The 20,270-nt window shown below is 44.6% G+C and carries 17 protein-coding genes and 1 other annotated feature (1 of these 18 cut by a window edge); of the genes, 2 read left to right on the top strand and 15 right to left on the bottom strand.

Features of this window, described 5'->3' with window-relative positions; all coding sequences use genetic code 11:
- Window positions 1-186: 186 nt before the first annotated feature.
- Entirely contained in the window at window positions 187-2,469 is a 2,283-nt protein-coding gene (gene metE / locus IJ23_RS05770) for a 5-methyltetrahydropteroyltriglutamate--homocysteine S-methyltransferase (RefSeq protein WP_033905689.1), read from the top strand.
- Between the two features lie 133 nt (window positions 2,470-2,602).
- Here metE and IJ23_RS05765 read toward each other — a convergent pair whose 3' ends face one another.
- The 8 genes from IJ23_RS05765 to IJ23_RS05730 form a co-directional block, all read right to left on the bottom strand.
- Window positions 2,603-2,995: a GspS/AspS pilotin family protein gene (locus tag IJ23_RS05765; protein WP_005386726.1), complete on the bottom strand. Its 393-nt coding sequence runs from the start codon at window positions 2,993-2,995 to the stop codon at window positions 2,603-2,605.
- A gap of 3 nt (window positions 2,996-2,998) precedes the next feature.
- Complete coding sequence (locus IJ23_RS05760) at window positions 2,999-3,295, bottom strand: YciI family protein (protein ID WP_005386727.1); 297 nt, start codon at window positions 3,293-3,295, stop codon at window positions 2,999-3,001.
- A gap of 115 nt (window positions 3,296-3,410) precedes the next feature.
- Window positions 3,411-3,806 (bottom strand): acyl-CoA thioester hydrolase YciA, encoded by a 396-nt coding sequence (gene yciA / locus IJ23_RS05755; RefSeq protein ID WP_005376768.1) that lies wholly within the window; start codon window positions 3,804-3,806, stop codon window positions 3,411-3,413.
- 225 nt (window positions 3,807-4,031) lie between these two features.
- Window positions 4,032-4,595: a septation protein A gene (locus IJ23_RS05750; RefSeq protein WP_033905687.1), complete on the bottom strand. Its 564-nt coding sequence runs from the start codon at window positions 4,593-4,595 to the stop codon at window positions 4,032-4,034.
- Window positions 4,596-4,793: 198 nt separating this feature from the next.
- The gene (locus tag IJ23_RS05745) at window positions 4,794-5,036 is read right to left on the bottom strand and encodes a hypothetical protein (protein ID WP_005376770.1); all 243 of its coding nucleotides are present in this window, start codon (window positions 5,034-5,036) and stop codon (window positions 4,794-4,796) included.
- A gap of 111 nt (window positions 5,037-5,147) precedes the next feature.
- Window positions 5,148-7,688 carry a quorum-sensing autoinducer 1 sensor kinase/phosphatase LuxN gene (luxN, locus tag IJ23_RS05740; RefSeq protein ID WP_033905685.1) on the bottom strand — a complete coding sequence of 847 codons (2,541 nt, stop codon included), beginning with the start codon at window positions 7,686-7,688 and terminating at the stop codon, window positions 5,148-5,150.
- Window positions 7,681-8,865: an acyl-homoserine-lactone synthase gene (locus IJ23_RS05735; protein ID WP_033905683.1), complete on the bottom strand. Its 1,185-nt coding sequence runs from the start codon at window positions 8,863-8,865 to the stop codon at window positions 7,681-7,683. The genes luxN and IJ23_RS05735 overlap by 8 nt, the downstream gene beginning before the upstream one ends.
- Window positions 8,866-9,021: 156 nt before the next feature.
- On the bottom strand, window positions 9,022-10,281 hold the full coding sequence (locus IJ23_RS05730; protein WP_033905682.1) for a dicarboxylate/amino acid:cation symporter: 1,260 nt from the start codon (window positions 10,279-10,281) through the stop codon (window positions 9,022-9,024).
- Between the two features lie 543 nt (window positions 10,282-10,824).
- On the opposite strand from IJ23_RS05730, the gene IJ23_RS05720 reads away from it, so the two are divergent.
- Window positions 10,825-12,366, top strand: coding sequence for a long-chain-fatty-acid--CoA ligase (locus tag IJ23_RS05720; RefSeq protein WP_033905678.1), 1,542 nt, complete (start codon window positions 10,825-10,827; stop codon window positions 12,364-12,366).
- Window positions 12,367-12,492: 126 nt separating this feature from the next.
- Here IJ23_RS05720 and IJ23_RS05715 read toward each other — a convergent pair whose 3' ends face one another.
- The 7 genes from IJ23_RS05715 to IJ23_RS05685 all read right to left on the bottom strand — a co-directional run bounded on the left by IJ23_RS05715 (window position 12,493) and on the right by IJ23_RS05685 (window position 20,137).
- Window positions 12,493-13,188, bottom strand: coding sequence for a Crp/Fnr family transcriptional regulator (locus tag IJ23_RS05715; protein ID WP_033905676.1), 696 nt, complete (start codon window positions 13,186-13,188; stop codon window positions 12,493-12,495).
- A 196-nt stretch (window positions 13,189-13,384) separates the two neighbouring features.
- Complete coding sequence (gene trpA, locus IJ23_RS05710) at window positions 13,385-14,191, bottom strand: tryptophan synthase subunit alpha (protein WP_033905674.1); 807 nt, start codon at window positions 14,189-14,191, stop codon at window positions 13,385-13,387.
- The gene (gene trpB / locus IJ23_RS05705) at window positions 14,191-15,381 is read right to left on the bottom strand and encodes a tryptophan synthase subunit beta (RefSeq protein WP_033905673.1); all 1,191 of its coding nucleotides are present in this window, start codon (window positions 15,379-15,381) and stop codon (window positions 14,191-14,193) included. The genes trpA and trpB overlap by 1 nt, the downstream gene beginning before the upstream one ends.
- A gap of 64 nt (window positions 15,382-15,445) precedes the next feature.
- Window positions 15,446-16,885, bottom strand: coding sequence for a bifunctional indole-3-glycerol-phosphate synthase TrpC/phosphoribosylanthranilate isomerase TrpF (gene trpCF / locus IJ23_RS05700; protein WP_033905672.1), 1,440 nt, complete (start codon window positions 16,883-16,885; stop codon window positions 15,446-15,448).
- A gap of 13 nt (window positions 16,886-16,898) precedes the next feature.
- Window positions 16,899-17,909: an anthranilate phosphoribosyltransferase gene (gene trpD, locus IJ23_RS05695; RefSeq protein WP_033905671.1), complete on the bottom strand. Its 1,011-nt coding sequence runs from the start codon at window positions 17,907-17,909 to the stop codon at window positions 16,899-16,901.
- A gap of 37 nt (window positions 17,910-17,946) precedes the next feature.
- On the bottom strand, window positions 17,947-18,555 hold the full coding sequence (locus IJ23_RS05690; RefSeq protein WP_033905670.1) for an aminodeoxychorismate/anthranilate synthase component II: 609 nt from the start codon (window positions 18,553-18,555) through the stop codon (window positions 17,947-17,949).
- A gap of 16 nt (window positions 18,556-18,571) precedes the next feature.
- Window positions 18,572-20,137 (bottom strand): anthranilate synthase component 1, encoded by a 1,566-nt coding sequence (locus IJ23_RS05685; RefSeq protein ID WP_033905669.1) that lies wholly within the window; start codon window positions 20,135-20,137, stop codon window positions 18,572-18,574.
- Window positions 20,138-20,263: 126 nt separating this feature from the next.
- Window positions 20,264-20,270: a sequence feature (Trp leader region), on the bottom strand; it runs 97 nt beyond the window's last position.

Below are 20,270 nucleotides of genomic sequence, written 5' to 3'. Positions count from 1 at the left end.
TATTTGTTGTTTTTATTTGCGAATCATGTCGCTTCATGATGAATTTTTTTAATAAACAAGTTGAATAAATGGACGTTGTTCTAATATCAGATGAGAGCGATAGTTTAGCCATCCAGACATCTTATTCTTTACCGAAAGATGCTCTGATCCAAACAAATTGAACAAAATTGAGAAAGGAATAGGGACATGGCGACAACGACTCACATACTAGGTTATCCACGCATTGGTGAAAAAAGAGAATTAAAATTCGCTCAGGAGAAATACTGGCGAGGAGAAATTGATCAAGCTGAGCTTAAAAAGGTTGGGGCAGATCTACGCGCCAAAAACTGGCAAACACAAACGGATTCAGGTTTGAGTTTTGCCACTGCTGGCGACTTCGCTTGGTATGATCATGTACTGACGACCACGTTGCTATTGGGTCATGTGCCAAAGCGTCACGCTGATGGTTTCCCTGATTTGGATACGCTATTCAAAGTGGGTCGCGGTCAATCTCAAGCGGGTTGCGGCTGTGCGGGCGCTGCAGCATCGGATATGACTAAATGGTTCAACACAAACTACCACTACATCGTACCTGAATTTAGCAAGGACGATACATTTGAAGTGAGTTGGCCTCAACTGTTTGAAGAAGTCAACGAAGCAACCCAAGCTGGGCATAAAGTGAAGCCAGTTTTGCTTGGTCCAGTCAGTTATCTTTACTTAGGTAAAGAGGTAGAAGAAGGGTTCGATCGCCTGACGCTACTGCCACGATTGCTTACGGCTTACCAAGCTATTTTGGCAAAGCTCGCAAGTCAAGGTGTTGAGTGGGTTCAGATTGATGAGCCAATTTTGTCACTGGAGCTAGAAAGCAAATGGGCTGATGCGTTCAAGCTAGCGTACCAAGTGATTCGAAGCGATGTAAAAGTGCTGCTAACGACGTACTTTGACTCTATAAGCGATACGCTAGACAAAATTGTAAAGCTACCAGTGGATGGTTTACATATCGATTTATCTGCCGCGCCTCAGCAGCTTGACGACGTGGTTGCCAAACTACCGGAGGGGTGGGTGCTGTCTGCTGGCGTGGTCAACGGTCGTAACGTGTGGCGTTCGGATTTAAGTGCCCAACTCGAGCGTCTACAGCCAGTCAAAGAGAAACTGGGCGACAAACTTTGGGTTGCCAGTTCATGTTCTCTGCTACATAGCCCTGTTGATTTAGAACTGGAAACAGAACTGAGCGAAGAAGTAAAAAGTTGGTTTGCCTTTGCAAAACAAAAAGTGGCAGAAGTCGCCTTGCTTGGCCGAGCGCTCGATGGTGACCAAAATGCGATTCTCGCTTGTGATACCTATAGCCAGCCAATCAAAGCGCGCAAGACAGCAACACATGTGAATAAACCTCAAGTACAAGCGCGTTTAAACAACATTACCGCGTCACTTGCCGAGCGCAGCGCACCTTATGCAGAGCGTGCTGCGCATCAAGCTGAAGTATTGGGCTTGCCTTTGTTGCCAACAACGACAATCGGCTCTTTTCCTCAAACGGGTGAAATCCGGGTGCAGCGCAGCGCTTATCGTACAGGTCAATTATCTGAGTCTGAATATATCCAAGCACTTAAAGGACATATTGCTGACGCAGTAAAACGTCAAGAGGCGCTCGACCTAGATGTGCTTGTTCATGGTGAAGCAGAGCGTAACGACATGGTGGAATACTTCGCTGAGAACTTGGCGGGTTTTCAAACGACCAAATTTGGTTGGGTACAGAGTTATGGTTCTCGCTGTGTGAAACCTGCCATTGTAGTTGCTGACATTGAACGTGAAAAACTGATCACAGTTGAATGGTCGACGTACGCACAATCGCTAACCAGCAAACAGATGAAAGGCATGTTGACTGGACCAGTTACGATTTTGTGTTGGACGTTCCCACGTGAAGACATCACACGTCAAGAAATTGCGCAGCAACTTGCTTTGGCACTGCGTGATGAGGTGTCTGACCTGCAAGATGCAGGCATCAATATCATTCAAATTGATGAGCCAGCCATTCGAGAAGGTTTACCACTCAAAAAACGCGATCACAAAGCGTACTTAGAATGGGCCGTAAATGCCTTTAAGGTCTCTGCGGCAAGTGCAAAACCAGAAACTCAGATTCACACTCATATGTGTTACAGCGAGTTCAATGAAATCATTGATTCGGTTGCGGCACTCGATGCGGACGTCATTACCATTGAAACATCTCGCTCAAATATGGAGCTGCTGAAAGCATTTGAAGAGTTCAATTACCCGAACGAAATTGGCCCTGGTGTTTATGACATTCACTCACCAAACATTCCTACGGAAGAATGGATTGAAGGTTTAATCAAGAAAGCGGCAGAAAAAATTCCGGCTCAACGTTTGTGGGTAAACCCAGATTGTGGTCTGAAAACACGAAACTGGAAGGAGACAGAAGCCGCATTGGCAAATCTGGTTTCAGCGGCGAAGAAGCTCCGTGCTGAGCTGGCGTAACACATCGTTACAGCAAATAAAAACGGAGACTGTGGTCTCCGTTTTTCTATTCTTAATTGTTAACTTTCGTTTTCAGATTATCCAATAATAGCGAATCATCGTCTCATGCCGAAAGCAACAAAAATTACTGTAGCTACTTCACCTGAGTACAAGTCTGTGCGGAAACCAACTCATCTGCCATCAACTGACCGCGAGAATTACGTACCTTAATACGATACATCAAGCCCATATCAATTTGCTTGCGAACTTCTGGGTTGCTGCAGTAGGTATAGATACTGGTATTCAGTACTTGATTTAACGGCTTTGCACCGAGTGCGCCATCGTTATAAATCATCATCATCTCTACAACATTTTTGTTGGATGAGACACGCATTATTTGCAGTGGACCGTACTCTAAAGGGAGGCCCGCAGACAAGACTCCTGCTCGGTTTGATGCCATAAGCTCAAGTTGGCGCTGATTATCATCGGTTGATGAACAGCCAGCCAGAGCACCAAATACCAAGAAAAGACACAGTAATTTTTTCATAAATTAAAACACTTTTTTGAACGGTTTCACGATTACATGATCGTAAACACCAGCCGCTACATAAGGATCGGCTTCTGCCCACGCTTTAGCATCCTCTAGAGAGGCGAATTCAGCGATGACAGTTGAGCCCGTAAATCCAGCTTCTCCAGGATTGTCAGAATCTATCGCAGGCATCGGACCAGCTGTAAGAAGGCGACCTTCGTCTTGTAGCTTTTGTAAGCGATCCAAGTGTTGTGGGCGAACGCTCATGCGTTTTTCCAACGAGTTCTCAACGTCCTGTGAAAAGATGACATACCACATAGCATAGTTCCTTAATTGGTAGGGTAAAGTGTTAATTTAACGCCTTTTTTGTGTCTCTCACAAGTGAACAACAGAAAATGTGAGATCCTTTCTAACTGTTAGCGTTGTAGGTTGACTAATTCTGAACCGGACGTGGTTTACCTTCACTGTCAATGGCTACGTAGTTGAAGGTCGCATCACAAACCATGAAGCGTTCGCCAACACCGTGAGCTTTGACGGGTTTGACCCATACTTCCAAATCGACACTCATGGATGTGCGGCCGATCTTAGTGCATTCGCCGTAGCAGCATACGACATCGCCCACACCAACAGGTTTTTTGAACGTAATGCTTGATACCGAAACGGTGACAACGCGACCACAAGAGATCTCTTTTGCCAGAATCGCGCCCGCTAAGTCGAGCTGAGACATTATCCAACCGCCAAAAATATCGCCATTGGCGTTTGTATCTGCAGGCATTGCAAGGGTACGAAGCAGCATTTGACCTTTCGGAGAGCTAATTTCTTGACTCATTGTGACATCCTAAATCTTAAAGGCGCTCAAACTAAGCGCCAACATAGTAAATACCTAGAACCAAAGGTCCTTAAAAAACCGCAGATACCGGACCAGAGAAAGTTGGTTTACAGCAGCAAGAATGGTCTGAAAACGGTACGTTGTTTGAGCGGTTTACTGATACATGGAGCAAAACAGCGACCCTAAGGTCGCTGTGAAGTCGCGGATTATAGCAAAACTGAGTTTTTAATCATCAGTGGACACATCGGATGAGTTATTTTTTTGTTCTTTTGGCATGTGTTTATAAATGTAAAAGCCAGTCGCAATCATGTAGGCAAATGTCGCGATCAACATTCCAAATACTTTGAAGTTAACCCAAACATCCAACGGCAATTCGTAAGCAATATAAATGTTTAGGCCAGCGAAGAATGAGAAGAAGCCAACCCAAGCCCAGTTAATCTTTGCCCAAACAGCGTCAGGTAACGTAATTTCCTTGCCTAGCATACCTTTGATGGCTGATTTTCCCAATGCGTGGCTCACTGCTAAGCCAATCGCCAGAATCGCGTAAATGATGGTGACTTTCCACTTTATAAAATTGTCGTCGTGGAAGAAAAGGGTCATGCCGCCGAAGATAGTGACGATAACAAATGTTATTAGCTGCATCTTTTCGACTTTCTTATACAGCGCGTAGGTGACGACAAGTTGAATGGCTGTTGCTACGATCAGTGCACCTGTCGCCACGTAGATGTCGTACAGCTTGTATAAAGCGAAGAAAATGATGAGTGGTATAAAGTCTAGGATCTGCTTCATGATGGCAAAATCTACCTAATTATTGAATTGAAGACAGTCTAACTGAATCTGACAAGATGTGAATACTGAGGAAGTTAGGGTAAGAATAGTAACGCTTAGTATATCGTACAGCCCGCAAGCGTCTTCCATGTCTAAACAGCAAATGGAAGGAATAAAAATTGCCGCGTGAAGCGGCAATAAAGTTGAGAATTTTAAACCTTAAGCCACACGTTGATATTGGGAAATAAGCGTTTTTACATCTTCCAAATAGCCTTCCCGCAGTAAGTTATCGACCGTTGCTTCTAGCTCTTCGAGAGACATCGTGAAGCAAGTGGATTTACCAGTCATCAGGCTCAGATATTGATGATACTCTTCTTCTGTATAGTGGCCTAAGCGATCAAGTAACAGTGTTTTGATTCCATGATGAATCAAGCCGTAGTATGTATGTCGATGAAGTAACATGGCGATCTCCTTATCAAGCTCATACGCTACTCTTTTGTAGCCTGCTTGACCTTCTGGATAATTCGATTTACTCCAATAATGCACATCTAGTGCCAATTCTATATTTGCAGATTAAAAAGTGTTGGAAGGTGCAAAATTCTCGTTCTGTAACCATCTTTGGATGACGACTTGAAGAGCATTTAACGTGGTGGGCTTTTCGAGTCTGTCATCCATGAGTTTCGAAATTAGCTCCAACTCTCTAGCTCCAGACTCACCAGATAAGGCAATGATTGGAACGGAAGATGTGATTTGCTTAATCCGTTGGCTTGCGTCAAATCCATTCATTACCGGCATTTGGACATCCATAAGAACGAGATCAATCTTGTGAGAGTGGAATAGCTCTACCGCAGAGGCTCCATTATTTGCTTGTAAGCTGTTGACTCCCAATCTTTTTAAATACATCTGTACCAAGGTGCGTTGCACCTCTTTGTCATCAACAATGAGCACTGTTGGTGCATCTTTACATACTTGTACGTGTTGAGCTGAATGATTTTCAGAATGTGATGGAGTTGCTTTCCAGCTATCAAAGTCCGGTGCTCTCAATGTCTCTGGTTTTGGTGCGTTTGGTACGACTGGGAAATACAAGTAGAATTCTGTGAACTCGCTCAATTCAGACTGGCACTCTATTCGTCCTCCGAAGGAGCGTATAACACGTTGGCAATAGCCCAAACCTAAGCCACTGCCTCCGCTTTTTTGATACGAGAAAAAGTCATCAAATATCTTGTGTAAGATACTGCTATCTATACCTGGCCCACTATCTCGGAAGATCAGAATGTTTTCGTAAGCCCCCGTCTGGGTACGAATCTCAATTTGACTGTCGGGATAAGAATCAAAATAGTAGATAGCGTTACGAATCAAATTGAAAATGACAAAGTTAAACAGGGTCTCATTTAACTTCGCGACAAAATCGTGTGCCTGTGGCAGGTTAATTCTCTCTATTATTTGATCGTTTTCAAAACCATAACGGCTTACTGCTTGGTCGATGGCTTTATGTATGGAAGTGAGAGCTAAAGGCTCATGCTCTGGTGAGCTGTCGCTAACTTCTCGTAAAATAATATCGATAAGTTGTCGACCGCGTTGTATAGCGGCTTCACCTTTATCAATTTCTCTTTTTAGCGTATCCAGTGAAGCGTTTGACTCTATATGCTGTTTTAAAGCTTCAAATTGTAATTGTACTTGAGCGAGAGGGTTACGCATTTCATGTGCAATGGAGTTAGCCAGCGCACGGCTTTGGCGTACCTTTCTATCGGCTTCAATGGTGCTCTGGATGCGAACTAATAACGTTTGCAGAGCTGAGATTTCTTCATTAGAAAACAGCTTATTATCTATTTTATGTGAAGAAATCAGCAAGTGAGTAACAGATTTTCCACGACCGAAGAGAGGCATAACGAGCGCAGTATTGCTTGAGCGCATGCGCTCGTAGAGCTTTCTCATCGACCCTTTAGAAGAGGAGGCATAATCAATTTCTTCAGACAGCTCATCAAGCACGAGAACTGACTTGCTTGACGGCAGGTACTCTTCGTAAAACGTTTCTGTGTAATTGCTAGTGACTAGCTGTAGCTTGTTGTTTGGTATGTTAAGTAACGATGCCAACTGACGCATAGCATCATCTATTGAGCGTTTAAACTCTTCCTCTAACCCAAGGATTTGCTGAACGGGAGTGTGTCGTTTCCCATAAATAAAATACGAAGCGTAACGACTGACTCGCTTAAAAAGCAAGTGCCAAGTGATACCGATAAGCGCACATAAAGGTACCGCAACAAGCCATTGGTTATCTTCAGAGATCGGAATAAATATCGCCCCTAGCGGCAGAACAAAAATGGCGCAGACTAAGAGCGCGCTTACCGTTAAGTACGTGAGATATTTAGCGCTGTAGAAGCGAGAGGTAAGTAGGGCATAGCCCACAAACAACATTTCGCTGATTGAAAGTGCTGGTGGTAACCAAGTTAGGGAGAAGTCGCCAAGGAAATACGTCATTCCAAGGTGTATCACTGCCGTAGATAACATGAATACCAAAATGCCAGCGATCATATAGTTGCTTTTTGCTAGCGTGAGCTTGCTGCTGTTCGCGCGCATGGCAATCAAGTTAAGCAGCGTTAGTACCACGAAAGCTAGCAAACTAATGAAAAAATATGAGGTATGTGGGCCAAATTCAATGACGAACTGGCTTGGACCACTAATGGTGACATTTTCGACAGTAAGATTCGGCACTAAGTTGATGTACAGTGAATACGTTGCTAGTGCGACAAAGACGACTTTTTGCCAGACTTTGACCGCTGTTTTTTTAACATCTGCGGTTAACTGGCAAGAAAAATAGAATGCAAACGCAAAGGCGAAAAAAGACGCTAAGTTCGCTAACTTAGCCATAAAAATGCCACCAACAGAGCCTAATTCTGGCAATAAATCGGTATGGAAATAGGCGTTGCTGCTTATCCAAACAATGATACAGCTGGAATAAGCGATGTAAGGCGCGTGATGCGAGCCTAAGATTGATTCACTCTTCTGTTTTAGGCGATAGCAGTAATACAGTAGCCAAGCGAATACTATTAGTACAGTCGCGTACAATGCCATTGCTTTTGGGTAAAAGAGACCGTGCAAATGAACATCAAGCATGCTCATTCACCTTTTTATCCATTCTTTTTGTTCGTACGCAATGTTTGTAGTCGCGAAATTGTATGTCTTGAAATGCTTCAACCATCATACCTAAATTCCAGAAACCGCGGTATGTCTTGGTACCGTCACCGTTAATGTCGCGGTATCCTGAGTGAAAGTAGGCACTTAAATCAATAGATTGATAGAAATTTAACATAAATACTTGCTCAATAATGGTAAAGCCGAGCTTATAGCCTGCTTTATAGAGCTCGCTCATCATAGTTTTTTGCGCCAGATACAAAAAATACAGCTTTTGTTGAATGTTGCCTCCCACCGTAAGACGCAGTACTTCGCAAACCGCTTCAGTGTTCTTTACATGAGATTGAAACTGAGCATCAAACCCAACAAGAGTGTGCTCAGGAGTTAGAGCACGACACTCCAAAATACCCAGTTGATAGAGAACACTGTACCCATGATTAGGAAAGCAAAACTGCCATTGTTCGTTACTAAACTGTGGTGAGTAACTGAGCCAGTTATTTCGTTGATGCCAGCCTTGCACTATAGCGGAGGAGACCATGATTGGTGAAGATGACGATTTGAGCAAGAGCGCAAAGTGCTGCCCTTTTTGCGAGAGTGATAAAAGAGGCAAGATTTCAAACCACTGTTCAGCTTGGACGAAAAGCTCAAGATTACTCAGTGTGATCGCTTCGGAAATCGGCATTAACGCAGCATGATTTGGCAGCATTACCTCAAGATCGCAATCTGCGATATCTTCAATTAACACGCTAGTATAGCTGTGGTCGTCAAACGGAAGCGGAGTAGGAATCGCAGCTTCGTTTGAAGGATATTTTTGCTTGATTGCTTCGATCTCGCATTGACACCAGAAAACCATCCAATGCGGGTAACAATCTGCGGCAAGTTGTTCAAGTAAACGAATCTCTTTGGAGAAACCTGTCGGATACTGTTGCACTAAATCTCGATAATCCATTAACTCAAATAGTGCAGAAAGACTTTTTGATGCGTGTTTAGGAAAGAGAGATTTAAGCAGTTTTATTCGATACAGAGCAACCTGTTGAAAAAGAGCATCTCGTTTTTGTTTCGTTAGGGTAAGAATAACTGAGTCAACCAAGGCCTGCTGCTTTGATTCGATCGGCAAATTTGTTTTGGTGAGATAGTCCAAAGATTGCTCAAGACTCATGATATAACCTAGCTCTAACGTTTTGTTATATTTTGTAATGGTTTATATCATTTTGAAAAATTTATGCCATCGGTTTCTATTTGTATAGTTACGTAATGCAAGAAAAGACAAAAAAACCGCTCATTATGAGCGGTTTTTGGTCTATTCAAGAAAGGGTTAGGCTTCTTGCTTTTTTAGCTCAGCTTCTGCCGTTTCTTCTTCAATTAGCGCATCAACGATAACTGCACATGCAGCATCACCTGTGATGTTCAGTGCTGTACGAATCATATCGAAAATACGGTCAAGAGCGAATAGCAGCGGTAGACCTTCAATTGGAATGCCAGCGGCAAGAAGCACGGCAACCACTAGGAAAGAAGGGCCAGGAACACCCGCTTGACCAACCGCACCCAATGTAGACGTTACGATAATTGCAATGTAAGCGCCCATGCCTAGATCGATATTGAACAGTTGAGCAAAGAAGATAGCAACCAAGCCATAGTAAATCGCATTACCTGACATGTTGATCGTTGCGCCTAGAGGCAGAACAAATGATGCAGTTGAATTTTTTACGCCCAGCTCTTTTTCACAGGTGTCCATTGTAACAGGCAGTGTTGCCATAGAAGACGCTGTTGAAAGCGCAACTGCTTGCGGTTTCTTCATTGAAGACAGGAATTTCTTCGCAGATGTCTTCGTGAAAACATGCACCATTGCTGGGTAAACAACGAAACCGAAGATTAGGATGGCGGCAACGTAAACAACGAACAGTTTAAACACCACCATTAGCGCACCAAAACCGAACGTACCGACGGCTTCTGCCATCAGACCAAATACACCGATAGGTGCAATGATCATTACTTTGTTGATCATCCAAACCATTGCGTCAACGATGCAGTTAACACCATTGATGATTGGTTCACGACGTTCTTTTGTTTGCTTAGAAATCGCAATACCAAAGAACATACAGAAAACGAGGATCTGTAGGATGTTTGCTTCATTTAGTGATTGGAAGACGTTGGTTGGGATCATACCCGTGATGGTTGCCCAGAAAGTAGGTAGTTCACCTTTTGAAGCGTATTCTGCTGAGAACATGCCTTCAACGCCAGAGACGTCGATACCCATGCCTGGTTGGAATACTTCACCCATAAATAGTGCAAGCGCAACGGCTAGGGCGGATGTTAAACCAAAATAACCTAGAGTGACGATGCCAACTTTACCTGCTGACTGGCTGTTCCCAAGACCAGCGGCACCAGAAATCAAGGCTACAGCGACCAAAGGAATAACCAACATTTTGATTAAGTTGATAAAGATAGCACCTAAAGGAGCGAACACTGTCGCATCATGACCCATCATGGCACCAACGGCTGTGCCCACGATCATGGCGATTACGACTTGTACGCCAATGTTGTTTAGCAAACTCTTTTCTTTTAACACTTCCATAACCTCTGTGCTAATAAAATGTAAAATCCTAAAATTACCCACTAACCATAAATGGATTTACGGATAATTATCTCGCCTTGCTTTTTACACTTATCGTTTACAATTGGCAATATGCAGCAAGGTATTATTGATGGATTAATCGATATTTTATTGACGAACGATAAAGTTTTGTTCAATAGCAAACGTTTGCTATTGATTTTTCTTATAAGGGTCGCGCTTAGGATTGTTCAAGTTTATTTTTCTTTATTTGTTTTCTTTTTGTTAATTTTAACCGCTTTTGTATTTGCTATTGCAGTCAGAGTTTTTAGTGACTTGGGGTGATATTTATAACAATTCATCTCTTTCAAGCTCACACTTTTATTAATTTGCGTTCTGAAATGTTAATTGCTTTACATTCTTGGCTCTAATTGCGTTGTAAACATAATGTTAAATGATAATGACTGGTGAGAATCAAATGCTGACGATCCAGTGTTAGGGATAACTTGCTTAGTTAATGCTCCTGAGCTGATTAGACGAGAAAGACAAGTAAGAGGTGAAGAGACTATGATGAATCTTGCTGCTGCGTTACAAAGAAATGCTGCGAGTAAACCAGATAAAACGGCGTTGATATGTGGCGCTGAAAAGATAAATTATGCGCAATTTGATGCGATCGCTGGCAAGATCGCAGCGTCTTTAATCAATAAAGGCGTAAAGCCAGGTGACCGCGTTGCGATTTCATGCCCAAACATTCCTTTTTTCGCGTTTGTTTATTATGCAATACAAAAAGCTGGCGCGGTTGCAGTCCCATTAAATGTGCTTTTGAAAGCGCGAGAAATTAAGTATCACTTAGAAGATTCAAAAGCGAAGTTTTATTTCTGCTTTGAAGGGACGAAAGAACTGCCAATGGCAAAAGAGGGTGTCAAAGCCTTTGAACAAGTCGATACATGCGAAGGCATAGTCGTATTGACTCAATCTCAAGATGAAAGCTATTGGAATGGTGTAATAACTCTCAATGCGTTTATAGCCGATGTCCAACCGTTGCCGGATTATATACCGCGTAATGCGGATGATACATGTGTGATTTTGTATACATCAGGGACGACAGGCTTACCAAAAGGCGCTGAACTGACTCAGCAGAACATCATAATGAACGCTCTGGTGGCACAAAACATTATGGGCAGCCAGGCCGATGATATTCACTTAGTAACTTTGCCTTTATTTCATACATTTGGTCAAACCGTCCACTTAAATGCTAGTGTTTTGGGCGGGGCAACATTGGTGTTAGTGCCTAGGTTTGAGCCTAAACATGTTCTTGAGCTGGTGGAAAAACATAGGGTGACGATATTTGCTGGTGTGCCAACGATGTACATCGGTCTGCTTCATGTGCAGCATCAATTTGATACCTCGTCATTGCGTGTTGCAGTAAGCGGTGGTGCGTCATTGCCAACCGAAATCTTTCGAACCTTTGAAGAAACATTTAATGTGCCGATCTTAGAAGGATACGGGTTGTCGGAGACAAGTCCTATTGCATGTTTTAATCATTTAGATCAGGAGCGAATACCAGGCTCGGTAGGTCAACCGGTTCAAGGCGTCGAAGTAAGAGTTATCGACATTGAAGGCAATGCACTACCGATAGGCGAAGAAGGTGAGATTGTTGTGCGTGGTCATAATGTTATGAAGGGATATCTTGACCGCCCAGAAGTTACTGAATCTGCGCTACAAAATGGTTGGTTCCATACTGGTGATGTGGGCCGCTTTGACAGTTCAGGTAATTTATTTATTGTCGATAGAATGAAAGATCTGATCATTCGAGGTGGATTTAATGTTTATCCCAGAGAAATTGAAGAAGTTTTCATGACTCATCCTGCCGTTTCAATGGTCGCGGTGATAGGGATTCCAAATGAAGAGTATGGCGAAGAGATAAAAGCCTACGTTGTACTTAAACCAAAAGAATACATTGACGCCGATTCATTACAAAAGTGGGGTAAAGAGCAATTAGCCTCGTTTAAATATCCTCGTTATGTCGAAATTCGTGAACACCTCCCGATGAGTGCGACAGGAAAGATTTTGAAACGTGAGTTGAAATCTGAATTGAATATAGCTTAGTCAATTCAATGGTTTTTGTGTCACAGCGCCACTTGCCTAAGTGCAAATGGTGTTGTGCTCTTGACCAATTAGATGCATAAGGTTTTTAGCTATCGTTAGACAATACTTACCGTTTGTTGAATGGATCTATTGCTCGAGTTCTTTAAAGTATTCTTCTAAGCGTTTCGGATTGGTAATGGTTACTGAGCCATAGTTTAGCTCTAGCATCCCAATACTTTCTAATCGTTTTAGTATCTTGTGTACGCTCTGACGAGTTAGCCCCATCATGTTAGCGATATGTTCTCTTGTTACCCTGACAACGCATGGTCGAGTAGCGATCGCTTGATTAAGTTGGTATTCAGCAAGTAGCAGCAACCTTTTGGCGACTCGTTCTTCAATTCCTCTAATCGCGTCATCTTCGATAACAGAAATAGCAGACCACAAGCGGCGGCTAAGTAAGTCGAGTATAGTGGGGTAACTTTGAGGGTATTTGGCGAGTAATTGGCGAAATTTATCTCCAGGAAGCTCCATTACAGTCACGTCCGAATGCGCGGTCGCACCAAAAATACGAGGCATGCCGGGAGAAAAAACATTGTCTCCAAACCAGCCACCAGCTTCGAAAATCATCAGTGTGACTTCTTTGCCTTTTGAACTAATTGAGTTCACTCTCACTGCACCTTGAGCTATGACCATAAGAGAAGATTGAAGCGCACCTTTATTGCAAATCAGTGCTTTTTCGTCGAAGCAGCGAACCTTAGTCATTTGCGCTGCTTCACTAAGCCCTTTATCTGGCAGCCCTGATAGTACAGGACATTTGGCTAGCAGTGTTTTGACTTCTTCCATGTAGCAACCTTACTGCACATTGCTTTATTGAGTTAGTTAAGTTACCCAAGCTTAACACTCTTTGAGTGCTCTGCTTGAGATAGATTTGGAAAGTGCGGGCGTTGAACAAAAAATGACGTGGTATAAACGCGATAGTAAGAAAACGCCCACTAAACATAATGTTAAGCGGGCGTTGTTGTGTCATATCAAACTGAAATTATTTTTGAGTGGCAGCTTTCATTACAGAAACGAATTCACCTAGCTTGTCGAGCATAATTTGTGGCTGCTCAACGTTCGCTTCAATGATTTTTACCACGGCTGAACCAGAAATTGCACCAGCCGCACCAGATTCTAGTGCTTGTTTCACCTGTGCAGGCTCAGAGATGCCAAAACCAAGTAGCGCTGGTGGTGCATCAAATTGGTTCAGTCTATCGAGCATATGACCTACAGGCATGTTTGCTTTGGTTTCTGCGCCAGTAACACCTGCACGAGAGAGTAGGTAAGTGTATCCGCCACCCAACTCTGATACTTGCTTCAGTGTTTCATCACTTGCCGTTGGTGGTGCGATGAAGATTGGGTGAATACCAAACTTTTCTGCAGCAGCAACAAATTCAGCACTTTCATTAGTTGGTACGTCTGCAATCAAAACAGAATCGATGCCTGCTTTTGCACAACGCTCATAGAAGTTCTCGATACCACGAGAGTAAACAAGGTTCGCGTACATCAGAAGGCCAATAGGCAACTCTGGGTACTTAGCTCGGATCTTACCGATTTGCTCGAAGCAGATATCTGGTGTTGCACCTGAATCTAACGCGCGAATGTTAGCGCCTTGGATGGTTGGGCCATCGGCTAGCGGATCTGAAAATGGAATACCAAGTTCAAGGGCATCTGCGCCAGACTCAACCAGTGTTTCCATGATTTTGTAAGACTGCTCTGCGTTTGGATCGCAAACCGTTACGAACGGTACAAACGCGCCTTGGTTCTTTTCGTTTAGGCGCTCAAACATCTTTTCATAACGGCTCATTAGATTGCTCCTTTTTCTTCTAGGATGGCATGCACAGTGAAGATATCTTTATCACCACGACCAGATAGGTTAACAACCAACAATTGCTCTTTTTCTGGGTTCTCACGAGCCATACGCAGTGCATGAGCCAGTGCGTGAGAAGATTCTAGAGCAGGGATGATACCTTCGTGACGCGCAATCTCTTGGAATGCTTCTAGCGCCTCATCATCTGTTGCGTTGTCGTATTCAGCACGGCCGATTGCGTTTAGGTGGGCGTGTTGTGGACCAACTGAAGGGAAATCAAGACCAGCAGATACTGAGTAAGACTCTTCAACTTGGCCGTTTGGATCTTGCATCAATGGCGCTTTCATACCGAAGAAGATGCCTGTTTTACCATGCTTAAGTGGTGCACCGTGCTGGTCAGTATCGATACCTTTACCTGCTGGCTCAACACCAATTAGGCGAACGCTTTCTTCTTCGATGAAGTCAGCAAACATGCCGATAGCGTTTGAACCACCGCCCACACATGCGATAACCGCGTCAGGAAGACGACCTTCACGTGCCAAAATCTGATTCTTCGTTTCTTCACCAATCATTCTCTGGAAATCACGAACGATCGTTGGGAATGGGTGAGGACCTGCCGCTGTACCTAGTAGGTAATGCGCATCTTCATAAGTTGCAGACCAGTCGCGTAGCGCTTCGTTACATGCGTCTTTAAGCGTTGCTGAACCCGAGTGGACAGGAATAACTTCTGCGCCCATTAGCTTCATACGGAATACGTTCGGGCTTTGACGCTCAACGTCTTTTGCACCCATGTAAACGCGACACTTAAGGCCAAGTAGTGCACACGCTAGTGCAGTTGCTACACCGTGTTGGCCTGCCCCCGTTTCTGCGATGATTTCGTTTTTACCCATGCGTTTTGCAAGCAGAGCTTGACCTAACACTTGGTTGGTCTTGTGCGCGCCACCGTGAAGTAGGTCTTCACGTTTTAGGTACAGTTTGGTTTTCGTACCTTTGGTTAGGTTACGAGTTAGAGTCAAAGCCGTTGGACGACCCGCATACTCTTGAAGAAGCGTCATGAATTCGCTGCGGAATTCTGGATCTTCTTGCGCGTCGATAAACGCTTGCTCTAGTTGCTCCAGCGCTGGAACTAGAATTTGCGGAACGTACTGACCGCCGTATTCGCCAAAGTAGGCATTCAGTTTTGCCATCGTTATATTCCTTCTCGTATTTTTCGCTACGAATAGCTTTAAATTTTTTAGCTGATGTCCAGCTTTAGTAGTTGCGAATGGCGGTGAAGGCCGCAAGCAACTTCTGTGAATCTTTTTTGCCTGGTGCGCTTTCTACACCAGAGTTTAAATCTAATCCCAAGCAACCTAGTGTCGCTGCTTGTTGAGCATTTTCTGGCGACAGTCCGCCCGCTAGCATAATTTGACTTGGGTCGCCGATCAGTGACCAGTCGAACACTTGTCCGGTTCCACCTGTTTGAGTGCCAACTTGTGCATCTAATAGGTGACGGTCAATGTTGTCCGAAAGCAGTTCTGGCTTCGCATCTGTCACACCGTAAGCTTTCCAGATTTCAACACATGCTGGTAGCTCTGCTTTTAGCTGATTAACGTAAGCTTGGTCTTCTTGACCGTGCAGTTGCACCGCTTTTAAACCCAAAGAGGTCACGACAGAAGCAACAAAATCGATATCGTGATTTTGGAACACGCCTACGTAGTTAAGTGGAGCACCGCTCATGGTTAAGCGCGCACCTTCAAGGTCGACCGCACGCTTCGAATTCTCGACAAAAATCAGACCACCAAATACCGCACCAGCTTGGTACGCTTTCGCTGCGTCATCTGGGTGCGTTAAGCCACAGACTTTGTTTTCGCCTAACGTCACTTTACGTACTGCAAGTTCAAGGTTGTCTTCCGCCATCAGTGAACTACCAATCAAGAAGCCGTCTGCGTATTCCGCTAAATCACGAACTTGTTGATGTGTATAAATGCCAGATTCTGAGATTACTGTTGCGTTAGGAGCCAGTTCACGAATGGTCGGTGCCAGTTCTTTAGTACGATTCAAATCGGTACTTAGATCGCGAAGGTTACGGTTATTAATGCCGATAACGCGTGCGCCTAGCTTAACTGCACGATGAAGCTCTTCTTCGTTGCTGACTTCGGTCAAGATACCCATGTTCAGGCTGTGCGCTGCTTCCTCTAGCGCTTTGTACTCTTCGTCATTAAGGACAGAAAGCATAAGTAGCACGGCATCAGCACTGTAATGACGCGCTAGGTAAACTTGGTAGGTATCTACCATGAAGTCTTTGCACAGAACCGGTTGTTTGACTTGACCACGCACTTGAGGAAGAAAGTCAAAGTTACCTTGGAAGTACTTCTCGTCTGTTAGGACTGAAATCGCATCAGCATGGTTGTTGTAAACCGATGCAATGTAATCCAAGTCGAAGTGATCACGAATCAAACCTTTAGAAGGAGATGCCTTCTTACATTCGGTGATGAAGGCCGTCTTTTCGCCACTCAGAGCATCGTAGAAGCTGCGGTCCGATGGCAGCAAATCAGACTTAAATGTGCTTAGCGGTTGAGACACCTTACGGTCTGCTACCCACTGATATTTGTCGCGGACAATTTTCGCCAGTACTTCTGCCATTTCTGCTTCTTTCTTAGAAACGTGTTCAGACAGGTTGTCAGCTTGCTGAGTGTTGAAGTCAGTCATCTTCTTCAATTCCTTAAGCGTGTGCGGCAAGTTGTTGTACCAATTGGTACGCCTTGCCTGAATTCATTGCCTCAATCGCTTGTTGCGTGTTGGCTTTTAAATCTTCGTGGCCGAATAGACGCATTAGCAGAGCAACGTTTACTGCCACTGCACCCAACTGTGCGTCTGTACCTTTACCCGTCAGGATATTGGTAATGATCGCTTTGTTTTCTTCAGGATCGCCACCTTTGATTGCTTCTAGTGGGTGCGCTTCTAGACCGAAGTCTGCAGGCGTTAATTTGTATTCTGTGATCTTACCGTCTTTGATTTCGGCAACGGTTGTTTCACCGTGAATTGCTACTTCGTCCAAGCCACTGCCGTGTACTACAGCGGCGCGCTTCATACCCATTTGTAGCATGGTTTCTGCGATAGGACGAACCAGTTCTTCACTGTAAACGCCCATCAATTCGATGTTAGGACGAGCAGGGTTAATCAGTGGGCCAAGAATGTTAAAGATGGTGCGTGTTTTCATAGTTTGACGCACTGGCATCGCATGGCGCACACCACCGTGGTATTGAGGTGCAAATAGGAAAGCGACACCAATATCGTCTACCGCTTTGCGCGTATCTTCTGCGCTCATAGCTAGGTTGATACCAAATGAATCAAGAAGATCAGAAGAACCAGATTTGCTTGAAACGCTGCGGTTACCGTGTTTCGCTACTTTTAGACCACATGCTGCAGCAACAAACGCCGCAGTGGTTGAAATGTTGATGGTGTTGTGACCGTCACCACCAGTACCTACGATATCTGCGAAATCGTAATCTGGGCGAGGGAATGGATTTGCGTTTGCCAGCAGTGCTTTCGCCGCGCCTGCAATTTCGTCTGGCGTTTCGCCTTTGAGTTTTAGTGCAGTCAGTGCTGATGCCATCAAAATTGGGTCTAGTTCACCACGGATAATGATGTCGAATAGCTGTTGGCTCTCTTCCTGAGTAAGCGATTCTTGCTCGTACAGTTTGGTAATAATAGGGTTGATGATTGCTTCCATATTTCCTCTCCTAAATTTCTTATGTGCCAAGTGCTTTTTAAGCAGTGAGTGGGGTCGCTGAAGCTTGTTCTTCAAGTGCCCACTCAATGGCATTGGCCAACAGTGTTGCTCCGTAGGTCGTCATAATAGATTCCGGGTGGAACTGGAACCCGCAAACTTTATCTTCTTTATGTACAACAGACATTACCAAGTCATCCACTTCTGCTGTGATGGTTAGGCTCTCAGGAACCTTGGTCGCAACTAGCGAGTGGTAACGTGCAATTGCAAGTGGTGATGGTAGATTTTGGTAAATCGCATGGTTTTGGTGCTCCATCATAGAGACCTTACCGTGAATGATTTCGCCCGCGCCAGCAACGGTGCCACCGTACGCTTCAACAATCGCTTGGTGACCAAGACAAATGCCGATCATCGGCACTTTGCCTTTCATGCGTTGGATAAGCTCAGGCATTGAGCCTGCTTCTGAAGGAGCACCAGGGCCTGGCGATAGCAGAACCACTGGGTTTTCAAGCTCGTTTACCGCTTGTTCGATGGTTTCTGCTGGGATGTTGTTTCGGTAAATCTTGACCGAGTGACCTAGCGAGCGGAATTGATCCACAAGGTTGTAGGTGAACGAGTCAAAGTTGTCGATAAAAATGATATTAGCCATCTCTGAACCCTATTCCTTATTGTGACTTATGAGCTGCTTGGATAGCAGAGATTACCGCTTGTGCTTTGCCGCGCGTTTCGTCTGCTTCCGCTTGTGGATCAGAGTCGAACACCACGCCCGCACCAGCTTGAACTTGAGCAATGCCGTTCTCAACGTACGCTGAGCGGATCACGATACAGGTGTCGAGTGTGCCTTCACCAGTGAGGTAGCCAACAGCGCCGCCGTAGCTACCGCGTCGTGCGCCTTCTACATCGCGAATCAACTGCATGGCACGAATCTTAGGTGCGCCGGTGAGCGTACCCATGTTCATACATGCTTGATATGCGTGCAGCGCGTCTAGGTCTTCACGCAGTTGACCAACCACACGAGACACCAAGTGCATTACGTGGCTGTAGCGGTCGACTTTTAGAAGGTCTGCTACGTGGCGAGTACCAGCTTGAGCAATACGAGCGACGTCGTTACGTGCCAAGTCAACCAACATCATGTGTTCTGCGTTTTCTTTCATGTCGGTGCGCAGTTCAAGTTCGATGCGGCTGTCTAGGTCGAAATCAATCTCGCCGTTAGGGCGCTTACCGCGGCGACGAGTGCCTGCGATTGGGTAGATTTCAATTTGGTTGGTATCGGTTTCATACTTAAGCGCGCTTTCTGGTGATGCGCCAAACAGAGTGAACAGCTCATCTTGCATGTAGAACATGTAAGGGCTTGGGTTACTTTGTTTCAGTTCTTTATAAGCAGCCAGTGGAGAAGGACAAGGTAGAGTGAATCTACGAGACGGTACAACTTGGAATACATCGCCTTTCACTACGAACTCTTTTAAGTCGCGAACGGTTTGGCAGAAGTCTGCATCAGACACGCTAGGTTCTACCGTTACATCTGTTATTTGCTCTGCACTCGGCAACAGTTTTGGCGCTGCACATTGGGCGCTAATTTCTGCAATACGAGTCTCTAACGCTGTTTTCTCTGAACCATCAACAAACAACGTCGCTTGAAGCTGGCAAGATTCCGTTTGATGGTCGACAACAAGTAGTGTTTCCGCGACGTAGAAAACGTAATCTGGACACTGATTTGTTGCTTCGGCATTACCAAGCGGCTCAAAGTTTGCGACTAAGTCGTAGGCAAACAGACCACCAAGGAAAATTGCGTGTTTGTCTTGCTGTGAAATATCAAAACTATGCTGAACCAAACGCAGCGCATCGAAAGAAGAGGCTTCACGTAGGCGAGAGTCTTCATCTAACGTGTCGCATGGCTGGTTAAACTGCAAAGTTAGCGTTTCGCCATCGAACTTGCTCTCAACGTCACCACGGATGTTCTGGTTTAGGTGAGACAGTAGGTTTTTACCGTTATTGGTCAAGGCGTGCATGCTAACGGTATGGCCGAAGCAAACAATGCGAACCGCTGAATCTACGATCAGCAGGGATTTTAAATTTTGCTTTGAATCGATCTCAGCAGATTCCAGCAATAGGCTGTCAGTTTTGTTCTCACATAGTGTGTGGAACAAGCGAGTCGGGTCTTGAGTATAAGGGACGGAAGCCGTTAGCACTTCAAGCTGTCCAAGTTTCTTAATTTCAATGGCCTTGTTCACAAGACCTCCTTGTAGCTGTTTAAATCTTCCTGCCGTACATAGTCGCATAAAGCAAACGTTCTCCCAATCTAGAGTTGGCTATATTCGATTAATGTTTAGGCAGTTGAATGTGAAATGAGCAACAAAACAAAAA

The sequence above is a fragment of the Vibrio sp. OY15 genome, assembly GCF_000742455.1.
In the GTDB taxonomy this organism is placed as follows: Bacteria; Pseudomonadota; Gammaproteobacteria; order Enterobacterales; family Vibrionaceae; genus Vibrio; species Vibrio alginolyticus.
The sequence above is the reverse complement of the archived record's forward strand: the minus strand, read 5'-3'. Positions and strand labels throughout refer to the sequence as shown.